This is a genomic window from Micromonospora sp. NPDC051227, assembly GCF_044455385.1.
Taxonomy (GTDB): Bacteria; Actinomycetota; Actinomycetes; order Mycobacteriales; family Micromonosporaceae; genus Micromonospora.
The window spans coordinates 1-21,683 of record NZ_JBITET010000025.1; the positions used below are offsets into that span (position 1 = coordinate 1).

Annotated in this window: 18 protein-coding genes and 4 pseudogenes; 9 read left to right on the plus strand and 13 right to left on the minus strand. The window is 66.8% G+C overall.

What is annotated here, in order from left to right:
- Positions 1 to 1,147 precede the first annotated feature (1,147 nt).
- A pseudogene (locus ACIA47_RS32175) lies at positions 1,148 to 1,360 on the plus strand (tellurite resistance TerB C-terminal domain-containing protein); the annotation flags it as partial.
- A 94-nt stretch (positions 1,361 to 1,454) separates the two neighbouring features.
- Here the strand turns inward: ACIA47_RS32175 and ACIA47_RS32180 are convergent.
- Positions 1,455 to 2,177 carry a hypothetical protein gene (locus tag ACIA47_RS32180; protein ID WP_396712176.1) on the minus strand — a complete coding sequence of 241 codons (723 nt, stop codon included), beginning with the start codon at positions 2,175 to 2,177 and terminating at the stop codon, positions 1,455 to 1,457.
- A 71-nt stretch (positions 2,178 to 2,248) separates the two neighbouring features.
- On the opposite strand from ACIA47_RS32180, the gene ACIA47_RS32185 reads away from it, so the two are divergent.
- Positions 2,249 to 2,896, plus strand: coding sequence for a winged helix-turn-helix transcriptional regulator (locus tag ACIA47_RS32185; protein WP_396712178.1), 648 nt, complete (start codon positions 2,249 to 2,251; stop codon positions 2,894 to 2,896).
- Between the two features lie 289 nt (positions 2,897 to 3,185).
- Here the strand turns inward: ACIA47_RS32185 and ACIA47_RS32190 are convergent, their stop codons facing one another.
- Entirely contained in the window at positions 3,186 to 4,034 is an 849-nt protein-coding gene (locus tag ACIA47_RS32190) for an enoyl-CoA hydratase/isomerase family protein (protein WP_396712179.1), read from the minus strand.
- Between the two features lie 115 nt (positions 4,035 to 4,149).
- On the opposite strand from ACIA47_RS32190, the gene ACIA47_RS32195 reads away from it, so the two are divergent.
- A complete protein-coding gene (locus tag ACIA47_RS32195) occupies positions 4,150 to 4,599 on the plus strand; it encodes a winged helix-turn-helix transcriptional regulator (protein WP_396712181.1) in 450 nt (149 codons plus the stop codon).
- Positions 4,600 to 5,190: 591 nt separating this feature from the next.
- Positions 5,191 to 5,886, plus strand: a complete 696-nt coding sequence (locus tag ACIA47_RS32200; RefSeq protein WP_396712183.1) for an alpha/beta hydrolase — start codon at positions 5,191 to 5,193, stop codon at positions 5,884 to 5,886.
- A gap of 82 nt (positions 5,887 to 5,968) precedes the next feature.
- Here ACIA47_RS32200 and ACIA47_RS32205 read toward each other — a convergent pair whose 3' ends face one another.
- Positions 5,969 to 8,734 (minus strand): ATP-binding protein, encoded by a 2,766-nt coding sequence (locus ACIA47_RS32205; RefSeq protein ID WP_396712185.1) that lies wholly within the window; start codon positions 8,732 to 8,734, stop codon positions 5,969 to 5,971.
- A 477-nt stretch (positions 8,735 to 9,211) separates the two neighbouring features.
- On the opposite strand from ACIA47_RS32205, the pseudogene ACIA47_RS32210 reads away from it, so the two are divergent.
- A pseudogene (locus tag ACIA47_RS32210) lies at positions 9,212 to 9,905 on the plus strand (3'-5' exonuclease); the annotation flags it as partial.
- A gap of 256 nt (positions 9,906 to 10,161) precedes the next feature.
- Here the strand turns inward: ACIA47_RS32210 and ACIA47_RS32215 are convergent.
- The 4 genes and pseudogenes from ACIA47_RS32215 to ACIA47_RS32230 all read right to left on the minus strand — a co-directional run.
- A pseudogene (locus tag ACIA47_RS32215) lies at positions 10,162 to 10,592 on the minus strand (ISL3 family transposase); the annotation flags it as partial.
- Positions 10,593 to 10,759: 167 nt separating this feature from the next.
- Entirely contained in the window at positions 10,760 to 11,560 is an 801-nt protein-coding gene (locus ACIA47_RS32220) for an SDR family oxidoreductase (protein WP_396712187.1), read from the minus strand.
- A 16-nt stretch (positions 11,561 to 11,576) separates the two neighbouring features.
- Complete coding sequence (locus ACIA47_RS32225; RefSeq protein ID WP_396712189.1) at positions 11,577 to 11,969, minus strand: heme-binding protein; 393 nt, start codon at positions 11,967 to 11,969, stop codon at positions 11,577 to 11,579.
- A gap of 315 nt (positions 11,970 to 12,284) precedes the next feature.
- Positions 12,285 to 12,490, minus strand: a pseudogene (locus ACIA47_RS32230) (transposase); the annotation flags it as partial.
- Between the two features lie 121 nt (positions 12,491 to 12,611).
- On the opposite strand from ACIA47_RS32230, the gene ACIA47_RS32235 reads away from it, so the two are divergent.
- The 4 genes from ACIA47_RS32235 to ACIA47_RS32250 all read left to right on the plus strand — a co-directional run bounded on the left by ACIA47_RS32235 (position 12,612) and on the right by ACIA47_RS32250 (position 15,526).
- Positions 12,612 to 12,812 carry a transposase gene (locus ACIA47_RS32235; protein WP_396712224.1) on the plus strand — a complete coding sequence of 67 codons (201 nt, stop codon included), beginning with the start codon at positions 12,612 to 12,614 and terminating at the stop codon, positions 12,810 to 12,812.
- 161 nt (positions 12,813 to 12,973) lie between these two features.
- Positions 12,974 to 13,264 (plus strand): hypothetical protein, encoded by a 291-nt coding sequence (locus ACIA47_RS32240; protein ID WP_396712191.1) that lies wholly within the window; start codon positions 12,974 to 12,976, stop codon positions 13,262 to 13,264.
- Positions 13,265 to 13,358: 94 nt separating this feature from the next.
- Positions 13,359 to 13,739: a hypothetical protein gene (locus ACIA47_RS32245; RefSeq protein WP_396712193.1), complete on the plus strand. Its 381-nt coding sequence runs from the start codon at positions 13,359 to 13,361 to the stop codon at positions 13,737 to 13,739.
- An 8-nt stretch (positions 13,740 to 13,747) separates the two neighbouring features.
- Positions 13,748 to 15,526 carry a glycoside hydrolase family 15 protein gene (locus ACIA47_RS32250; RefSeq protein WP_396712195.1) on the plus strand — a complete coding sequence of 593 codons (1,779 nt, stop codon included), beginning with the start codon at positions 13,748 to 13,750 and terminating at the stop codon, positions 15,524 to 15,526.
- 243 nt (positions 15,527 to 15,769) lie between these two features.
- Here the strand turns inward: ACIA47_RS32250 and ACIA47_RS32255 are convergent, their stop codons facing one another.
- The 6 genes from ACIA47_RS32255 to ACIA47_RS32280 all read right to left on the minus strand — a co-directional run bounded on the left by ACIA47_RS32255 (position 15,770) and on the right by ACIA47_RS32280 (position 21,546).
- Positions 15,770 to 17,185 (minus strand): aldehyde dehydrogenase family protein, encoded by a 1,416-nt coding sequence (locus ACIA47_RS32255; protein WP_396712197.1) that lies wholly within the window; start codon positions 17,183 to 17,185, stop codon positions 15,770 to 15,772.
- 221 nt (positions 17,186 to 17,406) lie between these two features.
- Positions 17,407 to 18,522 carry an NAD(P)-dependent alcohol dehydrogenase gene (locus ACIA47_RS32260; protein ID WP_396712199.1) on the minus strand — a complete coding sequence of 372 codons (1,116 nt, stop codon included), beginning with the start codon at positions 18,520 to 18,522 and terminating at the stop codon, positions 17,407 to 17,409.
- A 244-nt stretch (positions 18,523 to 18,766) separates the two neighbouring features.
- Entirely contained in the window at positions 18,767 to 19,681 is a 915-nt protein-coding gene (locus ACIA47_RS32265) for an MBL fold metallo-hydrolase (RefSeq protein WP_396712201.1), read from the minus strand.
- Positions 19,682 to 19,733: 52 nt separating this feature from the next.
- Positions 19,734 to 19,982 carry a hypothetical protein gene (locus ACIA47_RS32270; RefSeq protein ID WP_396712203.1) on the minus strand — a complete coding sequence of 83 codons (249 nt, stop codon included), beginning with the start codon at positions 19,980 to 19,982 and terminating at the stop codon, positions 19,734 to 19,736.
- Between the two features lie 393 nt (positions 19,983 to 20,375).
- Positions 20,376 to 20,843, minus strand: a complete 468-nt coding sequence (locus tag ACIA47_RS32275) for a MarR family winged helix-turn-helix transcriptional regulator (RefSeq protein ID WP_396712205.1) — start codon at positions 20,841 to 20,843, stop codon at positions 20,376 to 20,378.
- A 172-nt stretch (positions 20,844 to 21,015) separates the two neighbouring features.
- The gene (locus ACIA47_RS32280) at positions 21,016 to 21,546 is read right to left on the minus strand and encodes a MarR family winged helix-turn-helix transcriptional regulator (protein WP_396712207.1); all 531 of its coding nucleotides are present in this window, start codon (positions 21,544 to 21,546) and stop codon (positions 21,016 to 21,018) included.
- Positions 21,547 to 21,683 lie beyond the last annotated feature (137 nt).

A 21,683-nucleotide genomic window follows, 5' to 3' on the forward strand; every position in this document is an offset into this window, starting at 1 on the left:
CGACACCGACCAGGCCGATCCCACCCCGATCGCCGCTTAAAATCAGACCGGATCCTGCGATGGTCGTCTCCTACACCACCAGCGCGGACGTGACCGAGGGATCGGACGCCTCGTGCCGATCGATCACCCTTTTTGGTGATATCTATCGTATCTAGCTGCTGGCTGACCGGCAGCGCCAAGCGGCGCAGCGTGACAACGGAGCTAGCCGTCGGCGCGATGCTTGCTGGTTCAGCAACGCGGCGCCGCCGGCGGGCGCCGCCGGGCAGGGCGTTAGCTTCGCCTCACAGCTGCCACTGTGGTTTCCGCGCTTGACCGGTGAGCCAGGCGTTCGCTGCTCCCCCCGCCCCCTGGCGTACCCGGCTTACGCCATCGGCCGATCATCCCTGATCCATCAGTGCCACTTTCCGACCGAAAGTAAGGTCCTCGCCACGAAGGGGCACAACCTAGGCTTTGGTCCGCTCTGTTTGCGGGCGCCTTGACCGGGCGGAAAGGTGCGAGGTAGGTCGGGCGGGCCAGGAGCAGGCGGTCGACACCTGACCTGCGCGGTGACAAGAGTCGCTGGTCATGGGGGAGTGGGGGTTGTGTGGGCTTCTTCGACAGGCTCCGACGTATTGCGGCGCAAGATCAGGGATCCGGCCCGGCCGGTCGTGTGGTGGCGGGTCAGCCTGCGCCTGCGTGGCACCAGCCGGCGACACCTAGACAGGTGGCTCCGCCGGTCCGGACCGCGAGCCAGCAGACGATCTGGGTTCCGGCCGGACAGCCGACGACCGTCGCCGGAATATCCGAGCCCGGGAGGTTTGGTCTACGTCGGCAGGCATCTGACGGCTCCCAGGGCGGGACCGAGCCTGCGCTCATTGACCCGACGCTTCGGATTGGCAGGAAGAACCCGCCTGACACCAGCGGGATACACACTGCCGCCCGCACCAGCGGCAGCTCACCGACCATCTACCTGGGGCAACGGTCAACGAGTACCAGCAGGGGCTTCCGGCGTTGTTCTCGACGAAGACGTCATCGCCGTGAGGCTGGCCGAGACGGCGGCCGTCTCGGCGCTGCTGTCGACCATCTTCACTGACGACGAACCGCCTTCACCCCAGCCGGCCGCGATGTCGGCGCCAATGGCGCGCCGGCAGCTCAGCCCACCACGCAAGCCCTCATTCCCGGTTTGGATGCCGTGCACAGCGAACTCCTGCGGTCCCTGGCGACGCAGCCGACGTGGACCCGCTCGGCGTATGAGGACCTCGCCGAGCGGCACGGCGTGATGCCGGCTGGGCGTTGGACCTGCTCAACGAGGGTCGCCCTGGACGCTGCGGGGGAACCTGTCGGGTTCACGCTCAACGGGCTGACCTGCGCGGTCGCCTGAGCCTCGCGCCGGGCGGGAGCGGGTTGTGCTCCCGCCCGGCGCGAGGCGTCCCCGGTCGAACGTGAACTCCGGATGGCCGGGGCAGCATCCGAGGTCAGCGGATTGTGATGTCGCTGAGATCGAGTTCGATCGGCAGCCAGGACAGGTCCGGGGTGCGGTCCTCGTTGCGGGTGTGGATGTGCCGCTTGTTGCTGACCGGGATGCCGTCCACGGTCTGGTGTGCCCGGACGTAGTGCGCGACCGGGGTGCGGCCGTTCACGTCCGGCTGGTAGTCCATCCGGCGTAGCAGGCCGGCGTCGTCGAAGTAGTACAGCTGGGTGGTGTTGTGGGTGTGGATCGACTCGGGGAAGGTCACGCTGAGCACCCGCCACGTCTCGCCGTTCTCGATCCACGGTTCGACCTCGTGCGCCTCCACTCCCGGCCAGGTGAACACGTACGGCTCGACCAGGTAGTGCCAGGTGGCGTAGCTGCGGAAGTAGGCGATCTGGGCCAGGCTCCACGGGGTTTCCGGGGTGTACCCGGCGAAGGTGGCGCGCGGGTCGTCCAGCTGCTCGATCACCGTGCCGTCCGGGCCGGTGACGGTGACCCGGTTGGCCTTGAGGTCGAACTCGGTCGTCCGGCCGGTCGACTCCTGGACGTGCCGGACGCGCTCATCCTGAAGGTTCGCCTCGACCAGTTCGGTGCCGACGAACTCGGGGTGGCCCTTGAACTCCCAGAACGGGCCGCCGTAGGTGATCCGCGCGGTGAGGGTGGAAAACGTCTTCCAGCGGTCGAGCCCGCCGTGGGCCTCGATTACGCGGGAGAGGAGTGCGTCCATTTATCGCTCCTAAGTTAGGACTGGATGGTGTGACTGTAGCACTGAATGGTAGGCGCTCGTACCCTTGAGCCATGTCACAGCGGAGTTATGAGGAAGCCTGCGGGGCCGCCCTGGCAATGGACGTCGTCGGCGAGCGGTGGGCACTGCTGGTCGTACGCGAGCTGATCTTCGGTCCGAAGCGGTTCCGGGACCTGCGTCACGGCCTACCTAAAGCCAGCCAGAATGTGCTCAGCCAGCGCCTGCGCGAGCTGGAGGAGAGCGGCGTGGTGCGCCGGGTGGAACTCGGTCCGCCGGTCAGCGCCCATGTGTACGAGCTGACGAAACGGGGTCAGCAACTCGAGCCGGTGCTGATCGCTCTGGGCTGCTGGGGCGCGCGGGTACCCGCCGCGCACGACGCCGAGATGAGCACCGACGCGTTCATGCTGCTGCTCAAGGCGCTCTATCTGCCGCCGGCGGAAGACGCGCCGACGCTGGCCGTCCGGCTCCTGGTCGACGCGGACGCGTTCGACGTGGCGGTGGCGCCCACCGAGGTCCGGGTCACTCGCGGGGCGCGCGTGGACGTGCACGCGACGATGCGTGCCGACGTACGGACACTGTGGCGGCTGATTTTCACCGACCTGACCGTGCCGGCGGCGATCGACGCGGGGGAGTTGGAGCTGACCGGTGATCCGGCGGCGGCCCAGCGGTTTTTCCGGCTGTTCGGGCTGCCGCCGGAGTGAGACGTGTCCGGAGGCTCAGATCGGGTCGCCCAGCGGCCCGAACTCGGCCTGGAGGGCGACCTGCGATGGATGCGGTGGTGGACTTCGCCATGTGGTCGCACGCCGGCTACCTGCTTCCACCTGCAAAGCCGGCTGAGCCGCAGTGCCCGGTGTGGTGCGAGGGGAACTGCCGCACCGAAGACGGCTATCGAGAAGCCCGGACTGGCTGCGGTCGTAGCACCAGTAGAGGAGTAGTCGGTGAGCAGAGCCACCGCGGAATTCGGCGGCTCCTGCTCACCTGAAGAACCGGTTAGCGTTGTGCCCCGGCGTCTCCCTTGAACTGCGCTACGTGATGACCAAGCCGGAGTTCGCCATCGCCGGGCTGCTGTACACCGAGCTCGAACAACGCTGCCGCGCGAGCCTGGGTGCCGGGGCGGGAGAAGGAGGCGAAATAGCCGCCGAGGGCGGCGACAAACTCGTCGTCCGACGGCAGGTCGACGCGGTCGACCAGCGCCTTCGTCTCCACGATCGCCTCCTTGTCGAAGCCGGCGATCCGGCTGGCGAAGCCGCCGACGAACTCGTCCAACTCGCCGTCGGGCAGGGCCCGGTTGACGTACCCGTACCGCTCGGCCAGGTCGCCTGGGAAGTCGTCAGCGCCCAGTAGCACCTCCAGCGCCCGGCCCCGTCCCATCAGGCGAGGCAGCCAGGCCGTCGTGCCGCCGCCGGGTACGGCGCCCAACCCGACCTCGAACTGTCCGAGTACGGCGCGCTCTCGGCTGGCGAACCGGATGTCGCAGGCCAGGATGAACTCGCTGCCGGCGCCCCGGACACGTCCGCGCACTGAGGCGATGGTGACGACGGGCAGCCGGCTCAGCCGGGTCAAGACGTCGGTGTACGGGTGCATACCGCGCCGCTTGGAGCTTTCGGTCGCCATGTCGACGACGGTTTGCGGATCGGCCGCCATGTCCCAGTGGGCGATGAAGTAGTCGGGGTTGGCGCTGTCGAAGACGACGACCTGCACGTCGGGATCGGTCTCCAGCCGTGACACCAGGGCATCGAGTTCGTAGAGCATGTCCGGGCCCATCAGGTTGACCGGACCGTGGTCGAAGGTCGCCCGCCAGTAGGTGGCGCTGTGCTGGCGTACGTGGATCTGCGGCATGTGGATCTCCGTTGCTTTACGGGGTATCGGCGCTCGGGTAGCGGCCAACCCCTGACTCCGAAATTCAAAGCTAGCACGTGACTTTGGAATGGCAAGCCAGATGTACTCTGGGCCCATGAAGAAGGTGACGCTTGATCAGGAGTCCCCGGTCTGCTCAATCGCCCGTAGCCTGGAGATTGTTGGCGAACGCTGGACCTTCCTCATCCTCCGCGAAGCCTTGTCGGGAAGCACCCGATTCGGGCAGTTCAACGACGCGCTAGAGATCTCCACCGACCTGCTGAGCAACCGCCTGGCCACCCTGGTCAAGGCCGGCATCATGAACAAGCGCCCGTACCATGAGCCGGGTCACCGCAGTCGGTACGAGTACCACCTCACGCCCGCGGGCGAGGAATTGCGGATCGTCCTCGGCGCGCTTCAGCAGTGGGGCGATCGGTACTGCGCACCGGCGACCGGGCCCAGCGCGCAGCGTCGCAGCCGCAGCACGGGCGCGCAGCTCGACGTGGCGTTCACCGATGAAAACGGCAGGGCCGTCGCCCTCGACGACGTGACTTTCGTCGCCGTATAGCCGCCGTTGAGCGGACCCGCCGGCGCAGCGTCGCCGAGCGTTCACCTTGGCCAGGCGACCGGGTCCGCGTTCAGCGCTCTGACAGCACGGACGTGCCCCGACCTGCCGAGCAGGTCACTCGACGCCAGGACGCCCGACGCACCCGAGGCCACCCTTCCGCCGCGATGCGGTCGCGGCTTCTGGCCTGCGGGTCTTCCCGGCCAGCCGCGACACCCCCACCTTCGCTCAGCCTGCCCCTTCCGGGCGTTGGCCTCCGGGCGAGGTGCAGTCACATGACTGATGCCGTACGCACCACGCAGCGCAAGACTCTTGTGACGGGCGCAGGAAGCGCCCAGGAAATGAGAGCGACGCCTGTGCTGACTCCTGTTCTGTGACCCGCCCTGCCGTGCTCGCCGACGTGACGGCGGGACCGTCCCGCCTGTTCGACGCCGCACCGGCGGGCGGCCGTAGGGCCGGCGCCGAGGATCGCGACTCCCGTAGCGCGAACCGTGGACGCACTTCTGGTCGACGCCGTCGTGGTCCGATCGCGGCACGACTTGGCGGATCAGTTCATGAGCCAGCTCGGCCCATCACCCGTACTCGGAGGTTCCGTTGTCCCTGCCATCACTCGTTCTCGTTCCGGGCGCCTGGCACAAGCCCGAGCATCTGGCGCTCCTGAAGGCCGAACTACGGGATGTCGACGTCCACATCGTCGCTCTGTCCAGCAGCGGTGACGACCCGGAGAAGCTGGGTGACATGCACCAGGACGCAGCACTCATCGAGAAGGCCGTTGCCGAGATCGGCGGCCCCGTCGTCGTCGTGGCCCACTCGTACGGCGGCATCCCCACCAGCGAGGGCCTGGTCGGCGCCGACAACGTTCGGCGGATCATCTACCTCGCTGCGTTCCAGATCGAGACCGGAGAATCGCTGCTGTCCAGCGCCGGAGGTGCCCCGGCGCCGTGGTGGAAGATCCACGACGGTGCCGATGCCGGTGACTACGTGGAGCCGGTGGATCCCATCACGGTGTTCTACGGCGACGTCGACCCCGACATCGCCCGGCAGGCCGTGACGCAGCTGGGATACCAGTCATACATCTCGAAGACTCAGGAGCAGACCAGGGCCGCGTGGCACGCCATCCCGAGCACGTACGTCGTCTGCGAGTCCGACAACGCCCTCCCGCCGGTCGCGCAGGAGTATTTCGCCACCCGGGCCGACCGGGTCGCGCGGATGGCCACGTCCCACTCGCCGTTCCTGTCACAGCCGGCGGCGCTCGCACGGCTCATCGGGGACGAACTCGCCTCCGCGTGACGAGTCCTCTGCGCGCGGTGTGGGCCGGTGGGGCCCGCGCCGCACGCGGCGGCACGTCTGCCGTGCACCGTGGTCCGCGGCCTCACCCGTGCTCGTTTGTGCGGGTCTCGTCCATGATCGTGAGGGCGTCTCGCAGGCCCGCCCGCGAGGTGATGCCGAGTTTGGGGAAGACGCGGTAGAGGTGCGCGCCGACGGTTCGCGCCGAGAGGAACAGCTCTTCGCCGATTTCCTTGTTGGTCATGCCGGTCGCGGCCATCTGGGCGATGAGGTGTTCCCGGCCGGTCAGGGGCGCGCGGCCTGGCTGGAGGGCCGTTCCCGTTCGCTGGCCCGCTGCTCTGAGCTCTCGGCGAGCGCTTCGCGCCCACCTGTCGGCTCCAAGGCGTTCGAACGTCCTGCGGGCCCGTCCGAGGTGTTCCCGCGCGGCACGCGCCGACCTGATTCGTCGGAGATGCTGACCGAACAAGAGTTCGACGCGGGCCTGGTCGAACGGCCACCGCTCGGCCTCCGGTGTCGCGAGCGCCCGGTCGAACAGGCTTGTCGCGATGTCCTCGGCGGAGACGAGTGCCTCGGCGGCCGTCACCAACATATCGAGCCGGCCGGAGAGCGTCTCCAGTCGCGCCACACGAGCCGCGGCAACGTGCGCCTGGGCTTCCGCGTGGCGGTTGGTTCGAATGGCGGCCTCGACCACGTCGAGCACCATCCAGATCGCCACCGGACGGAAAGGCGGGATCGTGCCGGCAGGGCCTATAGACGTCGCCTCCCGGTACGCCTCCTCGTAGTCCTGCGAACCCAGCGCGAGCAGGGTCCGGGTGTAGTGGCAGAGATGGCTCACCACGGTCACACCTCGAGGTACGGCCCAGTAGATGAGTTCGTCGGTGATCCGTCGCGCGGTCACGTCGTCGCCGCGCACAGCGGCGAGTGTGGCGATCCAGTGATCGATGGCCCAGCGGAAGAGCCGCAGTCCCTGCTCCTTGGTCAGGGACAGCGCCTCGGCCAGGTACCGCTCGCTGTCCTGCCACTGGCCCAGGAAGTAGGAGTCCAGCGCCAGCAGGGTCAACGCCTGCGTCATGACATTCGTGTCGTCCGCGGTGCGTCCCCGCTCCAGCGCGCGATGCAGGGCGGCCCGACAGCCACCGAGCCGGTCCACCCACGACCCGGCGAGGGCGACCAGGACGATCTCGCCGGGGTCATTGACCTGATCCAGGCCCTCGACAAGCCGGTCGAGCTGTCGGTACGCGCCGTCCGCGGCGTTCGCTGGATCCGAGTGCGTGTGCCGCATCAGAACGACGATGCCGAGGCCCGGGTGGTTCAGGTGCGACACGACCGCGTCGAAGACCGACCAGAGATGGCTCCGCCCACCGAAGAAGCAGACGTACAGCAGGGTGAGTAGGGCTTCCCTGATCTGGAAGGTCGAATGCGCCTCCTCGCCCACGGCATCCAACGCGCCAGCGAGGATGCGGTGCGCCGTGTCGACGTCACCGTCGGTGTTGAGGATGACGAATGACGTGGCCACCGCCATGTCCAGGGAGGGATGATGCCCAGCGTCGAGCTGACGCACCTCGCGCAGCGCGTCACCGGTTCCCGCGAGCCCGCCCGCCAGGCGAGCACCGAGGTAGGCCGCGACAGCCAGGCGGCGAGCCCGCTGCGGGTCGGCGGGACTGAGCATCGAGGCGTTGGTGAGGGCGGTGACCGCGCCGACGATGTCGCCGTGCCGGAGCAGTCGGTATCCCGCTTCTTCCAACGAGGAGGCGGCTTGCTCATCAGGTCCAAGGCTGCTCTGTGCGAGATGCCACACCCGCCGGTCCGGGTCGTCACGGGTGCCCTCGGCCAACCGGCGGTGCGCCGAGCGCCGCTGCGCGGCTGTGGAGGCGTCGACGACGGCCGATCGGGTCAGCGGATGAGAGAACACCAGCCTTGTGCCGTGGTCAGCTATGTGGACGAGTCGAGCGCGTTCCGCGGGTGCCAGTGTCTCCAGGAGCCGTTCACCCGCCGCGACCTCAAGGACGCGGAGGCTTCCGGTCGCCTCGAGAGCGGCGAGCAGCAGCGACTGTCGCGTGGCATCCGGCAGACCAGCAATTCGAGACGAGAATGCCGCCTGGAGCCGGCGGTTGAGCGGGACGACGGAAAGGTCGGCCCTCGGACTGTCGGGACCCGGGCCGGCGAGGACCAGCGGCAGTTCAACGAGGGCCAAGGGGTTCCCGGCCGCGCTGGCCAACACCTGTCGTCGGATCGCGGGCGGCAACTCGGGATAACGGGCCGTCAAAAGCTCTGCCGCCGCCCGCTCGTCGAGAGGGGCCAGCACGTACTCGTCGAGCCGTGCTCGCTCGAAGAAACCTTCGGCCGCCGGTCGCGTCGACCCGAGAAGGCCGACGCGCGTTCCGGTCAGCCGCCGGGCCAGGAGCGTGAGCACCGCGGCGCTTGACCTGTCGAGCCACTGGACGTCGTCGACGAGGACGAGGATCGGCGAATCGTGAGCTGCGGCACGGAGCAAATTCCGGAGTGCTTCGGTGACCGCCATCCGGTCCAGTGTCGTAGAGGTGTTCGGATCGAGAAGGGCTTCCAGGATGGCGGCACGCGTAACCTCGGCACCGGGGACCGAATCGACGATCGGGCTCACAATCTGTACCAGCCCTGCGAAACTGATATCCGCTTCGAACTCGACCGCCGTCACCTCCAGAACGCGGCCGCCCTCTGTCGCCCAACGCCGGGCGGCGTATCGCAGCAGCGTGGTCTTACCCAAACCGGGATCGGCGACAATGATCAAAGATTTCCCGGAGGTGCGCGAGTGCTCGCAGAATCCATCGATTGTCGCAAGAACTTCACTTCTGCCGACGATGTCTGTCGTCATTTCCCGTCACGCTCTGCGTCGTCGGACTCGGCCGCCTTCAGCGGCCTGGGTAGGGACGATCATACCGGTTCTACGAAGTCGAGCTGATTGGTGTCCGAGGGTCCGTCCGCACGCCCTGCTGGTCGTGGATCACTTCGACGCTGGGAGCCGGGGTGACGTCGAAGGTTCCGCCGACCCGTTCGGTGATCCCTGCCGTGACACTCTGAGGCAGAGCGGTCCAGTCGCTACGCATCGATTCTTCTCTGCTACTTGCCCGGCTGAGGCGGGTTCGGCGGACAGCAGAACTCGGCCTCGCCACCTCAGAATCCCAGCGGCCGGATGTATCGCACGGGTGATCTGACCAGGTGGCGGGCTGACGGTGTTGGAGTTTGTGGGCCGCCCCGACGACCAGATGACGGTCCGCGGGTTACCGGATCGAGCTGGGTGAGGTCGAGGCCGCGCTGGCCACGCACCCGTCCGTGCGCCAGGCGGCGGTTGCCGACGCACTGGCAGATGCTGCGCGCACTGGTCGCCGAGGGCGAGGACGACCTGTTCATCGCCGAGGACTCCCACCAACGCATCTACGGCAGCCGAACCGTGCTGGGACGGTACGGCATCAAGATTGTCGGCCGGTCGCAGCGGCTCAGCCTCAACTACCGCACCACCGCGCAGAACCTGCGCTACGCGATGGCCGTGCTCGGCGGCGGCGACTACGTCGACCTCGAAGAGCGGGCGGAGTTTACCGGCTACCGCTCGGCGCGATCGGGGCCGGCACCAGCGGTGGAAGCCGTCGAATCGCTCGTCGCCGAACTCGACACCATCGCTGACCGCATCCGCTTCAGGCGCGATGGTGGGGCGACACCCGAGACGATCGCGGTGCTCGTACCCGACAAGTTCCAGCGGGAACGGGTCGTCAACGCGCTCAACGAGCGCGGCGTGCCCGCACGGGCAGTCGACCGTGACCGCCCGGGAGAGGGTCGGGTGCTGGTGATGACCATGCACAGGGCCAAGGGCATGGAGTTCGCCAAGGTCGTACTCGCCGATGGGGGGGTCCCGATCGGCTGCCGAAAAGGTCAGGCTCAACGATCTGGATGCCATCGAGCGGCACGACGCCGAGCTGGGGGCCCGGTCATTGGTGTACGTGGCGGCAACCCGTGCTCGCGATGAGCTCTTGGTGGTCCAGCGCTCATAGTTCTCAATGGCATCGGGTGCTGCTGCACCGCAAACCCGGCCGAGCGGGCAGCTACCAGCGGTAGTCGATTATGGTGTCAGCGTCTGTGTGCGGCGTCGGTGGGGTTGCGGTATCGATCGCCTCGGACACATTATTTCCCCACGAAGCGTGATTTCTCTTCGCGTTTCGAGCGATCCCCGTCCCGTTGGGCGGGGATCTTTGCTGTCGTGGCGAGGAAGCTCCCCGCAGGGGGAGCGGGTAGATCGCGGTCTCGGCTCACCCGGGGCGTCCGCCCGGTGGGCAACGGAATGGGCAGCAGGGCCGTGTGACGGGACAGGCCCATGGCCAGTATCGCCAGCAAACGCGACCCTGCCCGGCCCGCCAATTCCTTGACCACGGCTTTGACCTGCCTGTTCAGACGGGCCGTGGGCGCTGGTATCGCTCCAGCACCCCGGGAACCTGCTCGCGGAAGGTGTGGTGGCAGCCACGCCTGGGACACGCCAGACGCCGCATTCGCGCACGGACCACCCGGCGGCCGTCGACCGGAACATCGGCCACCGTTTGCCAGTGATAGCCGTGGGCCCGTCCCGACGAGGCCCCGCACATCAGGCAGACCGCGGTGTCCTGCGGCGTCCGGGCCCGCACCGCGATCCGCTCACCCTCGTCGACCACGTCCCCGATGACCAGCGGGGACAGCCCCGAGAACATCGTCTGCACAAGTCTGTTGACACCATCCACACAGGAACCGACGACACCTGCCACCCTCCGCCATCACCGAAAGTGAGACAGGGCCGCTATTTGTACAGTCCCTAACCTGAGGACTCTGGCGGGGCCTGGGCCGAAATCCACGATGAAGTGCCCAATGCATCTAAATGTCAAATGCGCGACTCCCACCTCTCGGCTTGATCCTGTTTAATCTGGTCCTCGACGAATTGCGGGATCACGTTGCGATACTTTCCCTCATCGGAGGGGATTATCTCGATCATCGCGTTGATGATTTCCTGCGGGTCAAGCTTGCCCGACGGCGTTTCGAGCAGGCTGTGGAACAGCGCCCGCATGTCCGCCCGCTTCGTAAAGTTCTTGGAGTCGTCGAGCCAGCGGAACGGCGTGTCGGCCATCGTCTCGTTGAATCCCGTAAAGTAGGCGCCCGGGTTAATGGTTTGGATTTTTATGCCAAACGGATCAAGTTCCTGCCGCAGCGACTCTGCCATCCCTTCGATAGCGTGCTTCGTTGCGGTGTAGGCCGCGTAGCCGGGAGGGGTGAACAAGCCGCCCATGGATGAAGTGAAGACGATTTTCCCGGCCTTCGTTCCGGCGACCCAGCGCTTGACGAAGCCCTGTGTCAGAAAGAGGGGTCGGAACACGTTTGTCTCGAAGGTGTGCCGGACTAAGTCCAGCGGAATTTCGGAGATGGGCCCACACTCTCCGATGGCTGCGTTGTTGACCAGGATGTCGATGTCCCAGGTGTGGGCGTAGGCCACATCGTAAGGATCGTGCAGATCAAGTTTCTCGATCCGCAACTGAACGCCGAGGTCCTGCGCCTTGCGACGTAGGTGGCTAACCTGTGGTGCGATTTGAGCGGTTGCGATGACGTTGTGGCCCGCCCGAGCCAGGCCTATGGCCGCGCCTTCGCCGAAGCCAGAGCCAGCGCCGGTGATTAGAATGGTCTTGGTCATTGATACTTCCTTCTCATCAAGCGGAAAACGCTTTGGCTCCGGCCTGTGCGATTTCAGAATCTTGGGAAACCTGTCCTCCGGATACGCCGACAGCCCCAACGGTAACGCCCGACGTTGCCTTGAGGGGTAGGCCGCCGGCAAAGGTCACAAGGACTTCATTGGTAAGTTCTAGTCCCGGCGATGTCCCGCCTGGCTTGACGAAATCCCAAAGTGCTTCACTGGGAGACTCGAACAAGGCAGCGCTCTTTGCCTTTTTCATCGCCACGTCGATCGACCCCAAATACGCGCCATCCATCCGCACGAAAGCCTTGAGGTTTGCACCCGCGTCGAGGACGACGATGCACACTGCGATGCCGAGTTCGTTCGACTTGGCAGTGGCGGCGTCCAGGATCCGCTGAGTTTGAGTCATATCGAGAATAATGGATCACTCCCTGAGTTGTGGCCGCGACCGCAGGCTGAGTGTCAGAATCCTGGCTACTCCAGAGGCGGCGAGATCAGTCATTTGCAGGCACACTCGCCATGCTAAGGGTCAAACCCCAGCTGATGTTGAGAATCGGCAATCACTGAGCCTCTTCAAGCTGCCTTTGTCGCTCATGGCTGGTGCAGGCAGCCCGGACATCAATTGATATCGCATGGTGTCCGGCCTTCGGCGGTGCGGCGGGTGGTGTAGTCCTTGGCCGGTTGTGGTGGCATCGCTGGCGGGCTTTGGCGATGGTGTGGAAGGGGAGTTGAGGGTCCGGTCGCCTCCGCGGTTGAGGCGGAGGCGGACGGTGCGGCCTGAGCGGCGGGGACGGGGCTGACGCCGGCGAGGGCTGCGTAGGCGGCTTCGCTGCGGACGCGGCCGTGGTGGGACCAGGCGATGAGGGCGACTGCAGCGGTGACGGGGCCGATGCCGGGGGTGGTCGAGCAGAGCCGGGCATATGGCCGTGACCAGGGCGCGGATATGAGGGAGGTTGGCGGCCAGCATACGGTTGAGGTCGAGGATCTGGGCGGCGTGGGGAAGACCTGCTGGTCCCTCGCGGAGCGGGCTGGTCACGCCGATCCGCAGGCGATGCAGCGGCTGCTGCGTACGGTGGTGTGGGACGGCGACGCCGTCCGCGATGAAGTGCGTGATTGGCTGATCGAGCAGCTCGGCCACCCTGATGCGGTGCTGGTCACCGACGCGACCGGTTTCCTCAAAAAGGGCCTGTGCTCGGTCGGGTCCGGCGGCAGTACACCGGCACCGCTGGGCGTATGGAGAACAGCCAGGTGAGGTATTCCTGGCCTACGTGTCACGCGCGGGGCGGGCGCTGATCGACAGTCGGCTCTACCTGCCAGGGACGACCTGGTGCGACCAGCCCGACCGACTTGCCGCCACGGGCGGGCGTCCCGGACGACGTCAGGTTCGCCACGAGGCCGGCCCCGGCCCGAAAGATGATCACCGCCGTGTTGGACGCCGGTGTCCCGGTCGGTTGGGTGACGGGCGACGAGGTCTACGGCGCCGACTCCGGCCTGCGCGATGACCTGGAACACCAGAGAATCGGCTACGTCCTGGCCGTTGGCTGCGACCGACGCGTACACGTCAACGACGGCCGCACCCTGGTGCGCGTCGACGGCCTCGCCGACCGGATCCCCGCCACCGAGTGGCAGTTACACAACTGCGGGCCGGGCGCCGAAGGCCCCCGCGACTACCTGTGGGTCTGGATCACCAGCTCCCCCCGGTGAGCATCGGTGGCTGCTCATCCGCCGCAAGCGCACCACCGGCGAGCGGGCCTTCTACCTGTGTTGGTCACCGCGACCGGTTCCGCTGCACACCCTCGTGACTGTCGGCGACTCCCGCTGGAGCATCGAAGAACTATTGCAGAGCGGAAACGGCCAGGTCGGCCTGGACCACTACCAGGTTGGCGGCTGGGCCGGCTGGCAGCGGTTCATCACCGTGACCATGCTCGCGCTAGCCGTCCTGACCATCCTTGCTTCCCAGCAGCCCGACGTCGACCCGGAGATCATCGCGTTGACCGTCGCCAAGATCCGTCGACTCCTCAACGCCTTCGTCCTCGCCTTGCCGCTACCACCAGCACACACCCTGCACTGGCCCACCTGGCGACGATCCTCCCATGCCCGAGCCCCGGCGATCCCACTGTCACCGCGCCAGCCGGAAGATCAAGTGACGTTGGAGTGTGAGCCGCTGGGGTGTGGGTAGTCGCTATCGTGTCCGATGTCGCGATCGCCGATTATGGCTTGCTCTCCGACTGCGCGTCCGCCGCGCTGGTCAGCCGGGGCGGCTCAATCGACTGGTGGTGCCCAGGGCGGTTCGACGCACCGTCGCTGCTCGGCCGAGTGCTCGATCCCGCCGCCGGGCACTGGGCGCTCAACCCCACGAAGACTGGGGCGGACCATCGGAGCGAGCGGACGTACGTCGACGGCACGTTGGTGCTGCGGACCGTGCATCACACCAGCGGCGGCAGCGTTGCTGTCACCGATGCCCTCCTGGCCGAGCCCGGGGTGCCTGGCCATGGCCTGAACAGCAATCCGCCGATGGTGCTTGCCCGGATCGTGGAGGGGCTCACCGGCACCGTGCGGATGTGCACCGAGTTCGTCCCCCGCCCGGAGTACGGGCTGATCACCCCGTACCTACACCAGCACGACGGTGAGGTTCGGGTCGAGGCAGGCCCGCTGGCCCTGACTCTGCGCAGTCCCGTTCCGTTGGAGTGCACCGATGGCAGGGCGTACGTCGAGTTCGATGTCCGCGCCGGCCAGAAGCTTCCTTTCGACCTGGCGCACGCGCCGGCCTGGGGTCCGCCGCCGCCGCGGCTGGATCCGGTGACCTCGCTCGCTGAAACTATCGACAGCTGGCGCGCGTTCAACCAGTTGCACCATTACGGTGGCCGCTACCCCGACCTCGTGCGGCGCAGCGGACTGATCGTCCAGGGTTTGACCTACCAACGCAGCGGAGCCGTGGTCGCCGCCGTCACCGCCTCGCTACCGGAGGACCTCGGCGGTTCACGCAACTACGACTACCGGTACGCCTGGCTGCGTGACTTCTTCCTGACGATGCGGGCGCTCTGGGTAACTGCCTGCCCCGAGGAGGCCGGCCGGCTCTTCGACTGGGCCGCCCGCTCCGCCGGCCGCAGCGGCGATCAACCGGTGCCGATCATGTACGGGGTAATGGGTGAGCGGGACCTCTCCGAGTACTCCCTCGACCACCTACGCGGATACGCCGACAGCCGGCCCGTGCGGATCGGCAATGACGCCTGGCGGCAGCGGCAGCACGACGTGCCTGGTGAAGTGCTGCTCTGCGCCTACCTCATCCGCGACCATCTGGGTGAGTTGTCGGAGGAGTTGAAGGCGCTGCTGGTCGGCCTCGCCGAGCAGGCCACCCGCTGGCGAGAACCGGACGCCGGCATGTGGGAGAAGCGCGGCTCCGGGCGACACTACCTGGCGTCCAAGGCGCTGTGCTGGGGCGCGCTGGACAGTGCGATCAAGCTCGCGCCGATGCTCGGCCACCGCGCGGACCCGGCGCGGTGGGCCGCCGCCCGCGACGAGATTCGGGCCGCCACGCTGCGCGACGGCTGGAACGAGCGGGTGGGAGCGTACACCGGGGTGATCGGCTCGTCGGAGCTGGACGCCTCGGTCCTGGTCCTGCCCTTCACGGGGATGGTGTCGGCCACGGACCCCCGGATGCGGGCCACTATCGAGGCGATCGAGGCGGAGTTGACGACCGACGGACTAGTCCGGCGTTGGCCGGACGAGCCAGCCGGTTTCGTGGTGTGCACATTCTGGCTGGTCGAGTGCCTGGCGATGGCGGGCGAGATGGAACGTGCCACCGCGCTCTTCGAACGCACCGCCGCCCGGGCGAACGACCTCGGGCTCTTCGCCGAGCAGATCGACCCTCGTACCGGCGCGCATCTGGGCAACACTCCCCTGACGCTCTCGCACGTCGGCCTCATCGGTGCCGCCTGGCGACTGACCAAACCCAGCTTCGTCTGACTTTGGAGACCGCTGTACGCAGCAGCCGCTGCATCGCCTGCGGATCGTCGCCCGCACGAAGCGGTCAGCGACACGCGTCACCGCCTCGTCCAGGGTGACCTGCCACCCGGCGGGTTCTACGCCATGGCACGCGGCCACCGCACGATCTTCGGTTGTCCTCACAAACCATCGATGATCAACGCGGTGGCCGTCTCCATGCCCACGCCACGCCCAACGCCGAAGCCAATGACGTTGGAGTGTTAGTTAGGCGGTGATGGCGTGCGGTTCGAGGTATGCCTCCAGTCCGTAGGTGCTGTGTTCGCGGCCGATGCCGGACTGCTTGATTCCGCCGAATGGCGCCTCGGGGTCAGCGAAGACCCGGTTGATGAGGACCGTGCCCGCCTCGACCTGCCGGGCGACGCGCTGCGCCCGCTCTGGATCGCTGGAGAAGACCTGGGCTTGCAGTCCGTAGGGGGTGTCGTTGGCGATGTTGATCGCCTCGTCGTCGTCCTCGAAGGGGATGACGACGAGAACGGGGCCGAAGATCTCCTCGCGGGCGATGCGCATCTGGTTGGTGACGCCGGTGAAGATGGTGGGCTTGACGAACCAGCCCTTCTCCAGGCCTTCTGGCCGGCCTTCGCCGCCGGTCAGCAGTCGTGCGCCTTCCTCCTGGCCGAGGCGGATGTAGCTCTGGACGCGGTCGAACTGCGTCTGGCTGACCACCGGCCCGACGCCCGTCGTCGGGTCCTGCGGGTCGCCGACCTTGAACGCGGACATGGCCGACTTGATGGCCTGGTGGACCTCGTCGAGCCTGCTCCGCGGGGCGAGGATCCGGGTGCCGGCGAAGCAGGTCTGGCCGTTGTTCAGGAACCCGGAGGTGAGCGCTGCGGAGACGGCGGAGGGGAGGTCGGCATCGTCGAGCAGGATGGTCGGCCCCTTCCCGCCGAGTTCGAGCGTGAGGCGCTTGAAGGTGTCGGCGGCGTTGCGCATGATCTGCTGTCCAGCCGCGGTCGACCCGGTGAAGCCGACCTTGGCGACGTCGGGGTGTGACGTCAGGACGTTGCCGACCACGTCGCCGCGGCCGGTCACGATGTTGACCACGCCGGCGGGTACGTCCGCCGCGTCGAAGGCCTCGGCCATGATCTGCGTTTGGATCGCGCTGAGTTCGCTGGGCTTGACGACGACGGTGGCCCCGGCGGCGATGGCGTTCGCGACCTTCTGCGCCACGAAAACGACGTTGAGGTTCCACGGAGTGATCACCGCGGCGACGCCGAGCGGTTCCATGACGACCGTGGTCGTACCGCGGGTCTTGGTGAACTCGTACGACTCAAGGAGCTTGGCGGCCGCGTCGAACATCCCGGGCGCCAGGGGGAGGAGGCCGTCGACGATGCCGCGTACCGCGCCGTACTCCTCAACCATGGCCGCCTTGAGGTCGTCGAGACGCGCGGTGAACGAGGCGCTCAGGCGGTTCAGGATGGCGATGCGCTCTTGTTCGCTGGTCTTCGAAAAGCTGGCGAAGGCGCGCTTGGCTGCCGCGACCGCAGCCCGGGCGTCGGTCTCGTCGGCGAGGCGCACCTCCCCGATCAGCTCTTCTGTCGATGGATTGTAGAGGGGAAATAGCTCGGTCCCGTGGGGTGTCACGAACTTCCCGTCGAGGTAAATCTGGTCGATCTTTCGCACGGCTGGTGCTCCGTTCTGTTCCTTGCTGGGGTCGCGTTACTTCGTTTGGGCGGGCTCAGCGGCCCCGGTAAGCAGGCCCAGCTGGCTGACACGTCGAAACCCGACGTGCTTGATTCGTCTGACGTCTATTCATTCCGACAAACAGTTTGCCGGCCCCGGGAACGCCTTCACCCAATTGCGAGACGTCCCTTGGTTCCTCCTTGTGGCAGCCCTTATCGCTGCTATCCCTGTCTCCCGGCATCCGCGATGCGCAGCACCGGCTTGACGACGTCGCCACGGGCGGCGTCGGTGAACGCCACATTGATGTCGTCGAAGTCGTAGAACCGGACCAGGCGGTCGATCGGGAACCGGCCGGACAGGTACAGCTCAATGAGCTTCGGAATGAACAGCTGGGGACTCGAGTCGCCCTGGACGATGCCGCGGACCGACTTGCCGAGCGCGAGCTTGGCTGCCGGCACGGTGGCGTCCCGGTTTCCTCCGGCGACGAGGCCAACCTGGCCCATCGATGCCAGTGCGTCGACCGCGTGCTCGAGCATGTCGGCCCGGCCTGTGGTGTCCAGGACGTAGTCGACGCCGCTGCCGGTGATCCTCTTGATCTCGGCGGCCACGTTCGATTGACTGGCGTTGACGACGTGGGTGGCACCCAGCTCCTCGGCCAGGGCGAGCCGTCGCTGGTTCACGTCCACCGCGATGACTGTCCCCACGCCTGCCGCGTGCGCCGCCATCAAGGCGCCGAACCCAACCGCCCCGACGCCGAAGATCGCGAGAGTCGCGCCCGGTGGCACCTGGAACGAGTTCAGTACGGTGCCGGCGCCGGTCTGCAGGCCGCACCCGAGGGGCGCGAGGAGTTCCAGCGGTACGTCTTTTGGAACCTTGACGGTGTTGCGTTGCGTGGTGAGCGCGTGGGTGGCGAACGACGACTGGCCGAAGAAGTGCCCGTGTACGACGTCGCTCGTGCCGGTCCGCCGAAGGCCACGGGTGCCGTCGATCCGTGCGCCGGAGAAGTTTGCAGCCACCGTCTGCGCGCAATAGGCGGGGTGCCCGCTGAGGCATTGTGGGCACTGCCCGCACGACTGATACGACAGGACAACATGGTCGCCCGGCTGGAGATCGGTGACGCCGGCTCCGACCCGCTCGACGATGCCGGCCCCCTCGTGACCGAGCACGATGGGCAGTGGTGCCGGGGTGTGTCCGTTCCGGGCGTGGGCGTCGGTCTGACATACGCCGGCGGCGACGAGGCTGACCAGCACTTCGTCGGCCCGTGGCTCGTCTAGTTCGAGTTCTTCGATGACGAACGGCTGTGCCGGTTCTTCGGCCACAGCTGCTTGAATCCGCATGACACGTCCTCTTCCCGCGAGTTCCGTTCCCCGTGCGGGGGCTCTCGTGGTCAGCAGATGCGCCGTGCCGAGCGGTGGCTCGGGCGGTGATCCGGCCTGGCCGAACCTCCGGAGGGAAATGATTTGAGCAACAAAGGTCTGCGTGTAAATGTTTTGTTGGACAACGTAATAGTTGGGCAGTGATATTTCTCAGTCGCTAACCGACCAGGTCATGGGTGGTGGACGTCTGGCCGCCGCATGGACTTCACACCTGGAGCCGGAAGGAGTCTCCATCGCGCACCACGTGTCCTGCCGTGGGACCGGCGAAGTGTGTCCCGATGAGCAGTGCCTGGTCGTTGGCCAAGGAGGAGAGGAGTTGCCGACGGGTGTGGGTCGCCTGGTCGGCGTCCAGGTCGCCGGCGGACGTCCATTCCGGGTGGGCCAGCTGGCAGGGGTGGTGGATACAGTCGCCGGTGATGATCGCCCGTTCGCCCGCCGAGGTGATCTCAACGCTGGCGTGTCCGGCAGTGTGCCCGGGCGTGGGAATCAACCGAACCTCGTCGCAGACCTGGTAGTCGTCGTTGACAAAGTCGACGAGACCCGCCTCGACCACCGGCTGGATCGAGTCGACGAACGCCGCCGCGTAGGAGCGGTGAATACCGTCGGTCGCGGTATCGACGTTCACGCGCCAATGGTCGTACTCCTCCCGAACCACGAGGTGCCGGGAGTTCGTGAAGGTGGGCACCCACACGCCGTCCATGAGGTGCGTGTTCCAGCCGACGTGATCCATGTGGAGATGAGTAAACAGGACGGTGTCGATGGACTCCGCCGGATATCCGGCCTCTGCCAGGTCGCTGAGGAACGGAGTCCGTAGATTGTTCCAGGCGCTGACGGGGCGGTCCTCCTTATCGTTGCCAAGCGACGTGTCCACGATGATCCGGCGTGCTGGCGTCTCAATGATGAGTGAGTGGTTGCTGGTTTTCAGCTGACCGTCACGGGTCATGAAGTGAGGATGGAGCCAGTCGATTCCCTTGACGGCGTCCGGAGTCGCTGGAGGAAGCATCAGCTCGGTTCCGCCGGTGCGTTCCAATTCGACGACTTTGGTAACTTTGACTGCGCCGACTTGCCACGTTTGCACTGCAGTTCCCTTTCTTCGATAGGCCTTGTCATCGCTTCGCATCCGCGACGATGACACCTGATGCGGCTGCCCGGATCGCGCAGTTCTGCCCGATTTACGCCGGTCGCGCTGCGTCGATTACCCCCGGCCTTGCCTCCTCAACGGTTGGAGCGGCCACGTCGGCGGTGGCCGTGTCATGGGCGGCCCGGAGCGGGTTTGAGTCGATCTCGGCCTGCGGCGCCGACTCGGCGACCTTGCGGACAGCCGCCTTCGCGCCAGCGGCCTCAGCCGCTCCGACGATCGCCTTGGCGATCTGGGTGCCGGTGCCCAACGCGGAGTGGTAGATCACGGCGAGCTTGGACATGTTCGAGGCTCTCTTTCCCCCGCAGGGGTTGGTCTGGTAGGCGCCACCCCGGTGGGCCGGGGACCGGGTGCCGGGATCAAACCTAGCCACGGCCATGGTGACGAGTCACCCTTTAGTGGCAGATGACACATCACCCTCTTGGGCCGCGCAGGATCCCTCCTCGATACCGGGACCGTGGGCCCGGTGTTATCGACCGCCCTGCCAGTGGAGGCCTCGCAACGTGCTTGGACAGGGTGCTTTGCGGTGGAAAACAGGTCACCCGTGGACGGGTGATGGTGGGGGACCCGGGGGAAGTCGACCCCTGCTTCACTGCCAGCCGACCCGCTCCCGCCACACATATGCAGAGATTGAGGGTGACTCGTCAATAAGCCTCGGGTGGGTGAGCGCCGCGAGCTAGTCCTCGAAGGGGTCGTCCTTGAGGTTGTCGAGCACGGTCTCCGACACGACGGCGAGAGTGTCGAGTTGGCGAGGACTGAGGACGTCGAGGAAGAGCTCGCGTACGTAACGAAGGTGCAGGGGAGTGGCCTTATCGATCACCGAGCACCCTTCGCTGGTGAGAGCTACGTGATTACCACGAGAATCCTCGGCGCAGCTCTGGCGTTCGACCAATCCTCGCCGAATCATGCGGGATATCTGATGGGTGAGGCGGGTCTTCTCCCATCTGAGGGTTTCCCTCAGTTCGAAGACTCGCATCGGATCCGGCGAACGACGCAAAGCGCTAAGGACGGCGAAATCCGCCAAGGAAATCCCCGCTTCGTTGAGCAACTGGCGGTTCAGGTGACGCCGAACGTCCTCCTGCATCGTCAGGAAGCCGTGCCAGGCACGTCGCTCACGGTCATTCAGCCGCTCAGGCTCAGTCACCCTCTCAACGCTACTGCCTGCCCACCTCCTCGCCGATCTTCGGGCCAGCCCGTCGCCATCACTTTGGGTCCGGCCTCCACGCTCTCGGGGGAACCTCAGCGTGCTGCTGAGCCGCGGGCGGGCGTGATCGTGGCGCTCCTGCGGGCGCGACAGCCGTCCCGGCGGGTGTGAGTCAGGGGGCGGACTGCTCAATCGGGGGCAGGACGCTGGCAACCGCGGCGCAGGGGTCCGTCTCCGGTGCGGCAGCGTGGATCGCCTTGGCGGCGCGCTCGGCGAAGTCGCGGAAGATGCCGCGCTGCTTCTCGGGAAGCCCGCCCAGTACGTGGTCCTCGGCATGGGCGACCCGCCGTTCAGCCTCGGCGAGTGCCTGGCGCCCGCGCTCAGTGGCCACGATCCGGCGGGCGCGCCGGTCGCGTGGATCCAACTGCCGCTCGATGAGACCGGCGGTCTCCAGGTCGTCGATGACGTACGTCAGGACGCTGCGGTCGATCACCAAGCGGGTCGCCAGGGCAGCCTGTGTCGGCACCTCTTCGTGGACGACGACGGCCAGGATGTGGTAGCCGCGGCTGCCGTGCGGCAGGTCCTTCAGGGCCTCCTCGACGTACTCGTGCCAGCGGCGCAGCACGAGGCCCAGGGACCAGCCGAAGTTCGAACCGCGCTTGCGGTCGGCCGGTAGGTCGCACGGGTCGCTGGTTGCGGACACGCCCCATGCTAACAGCCAGTGTGTTGATCAACACACCATCTGTCGACCCAGGCCATGTTGACGACTCCCCGCAGTCGCTCGCAGCCGTTGGCCGGGGGAATGAACTGACTCAACGACCTGTTGTTGCGCATAAGGTG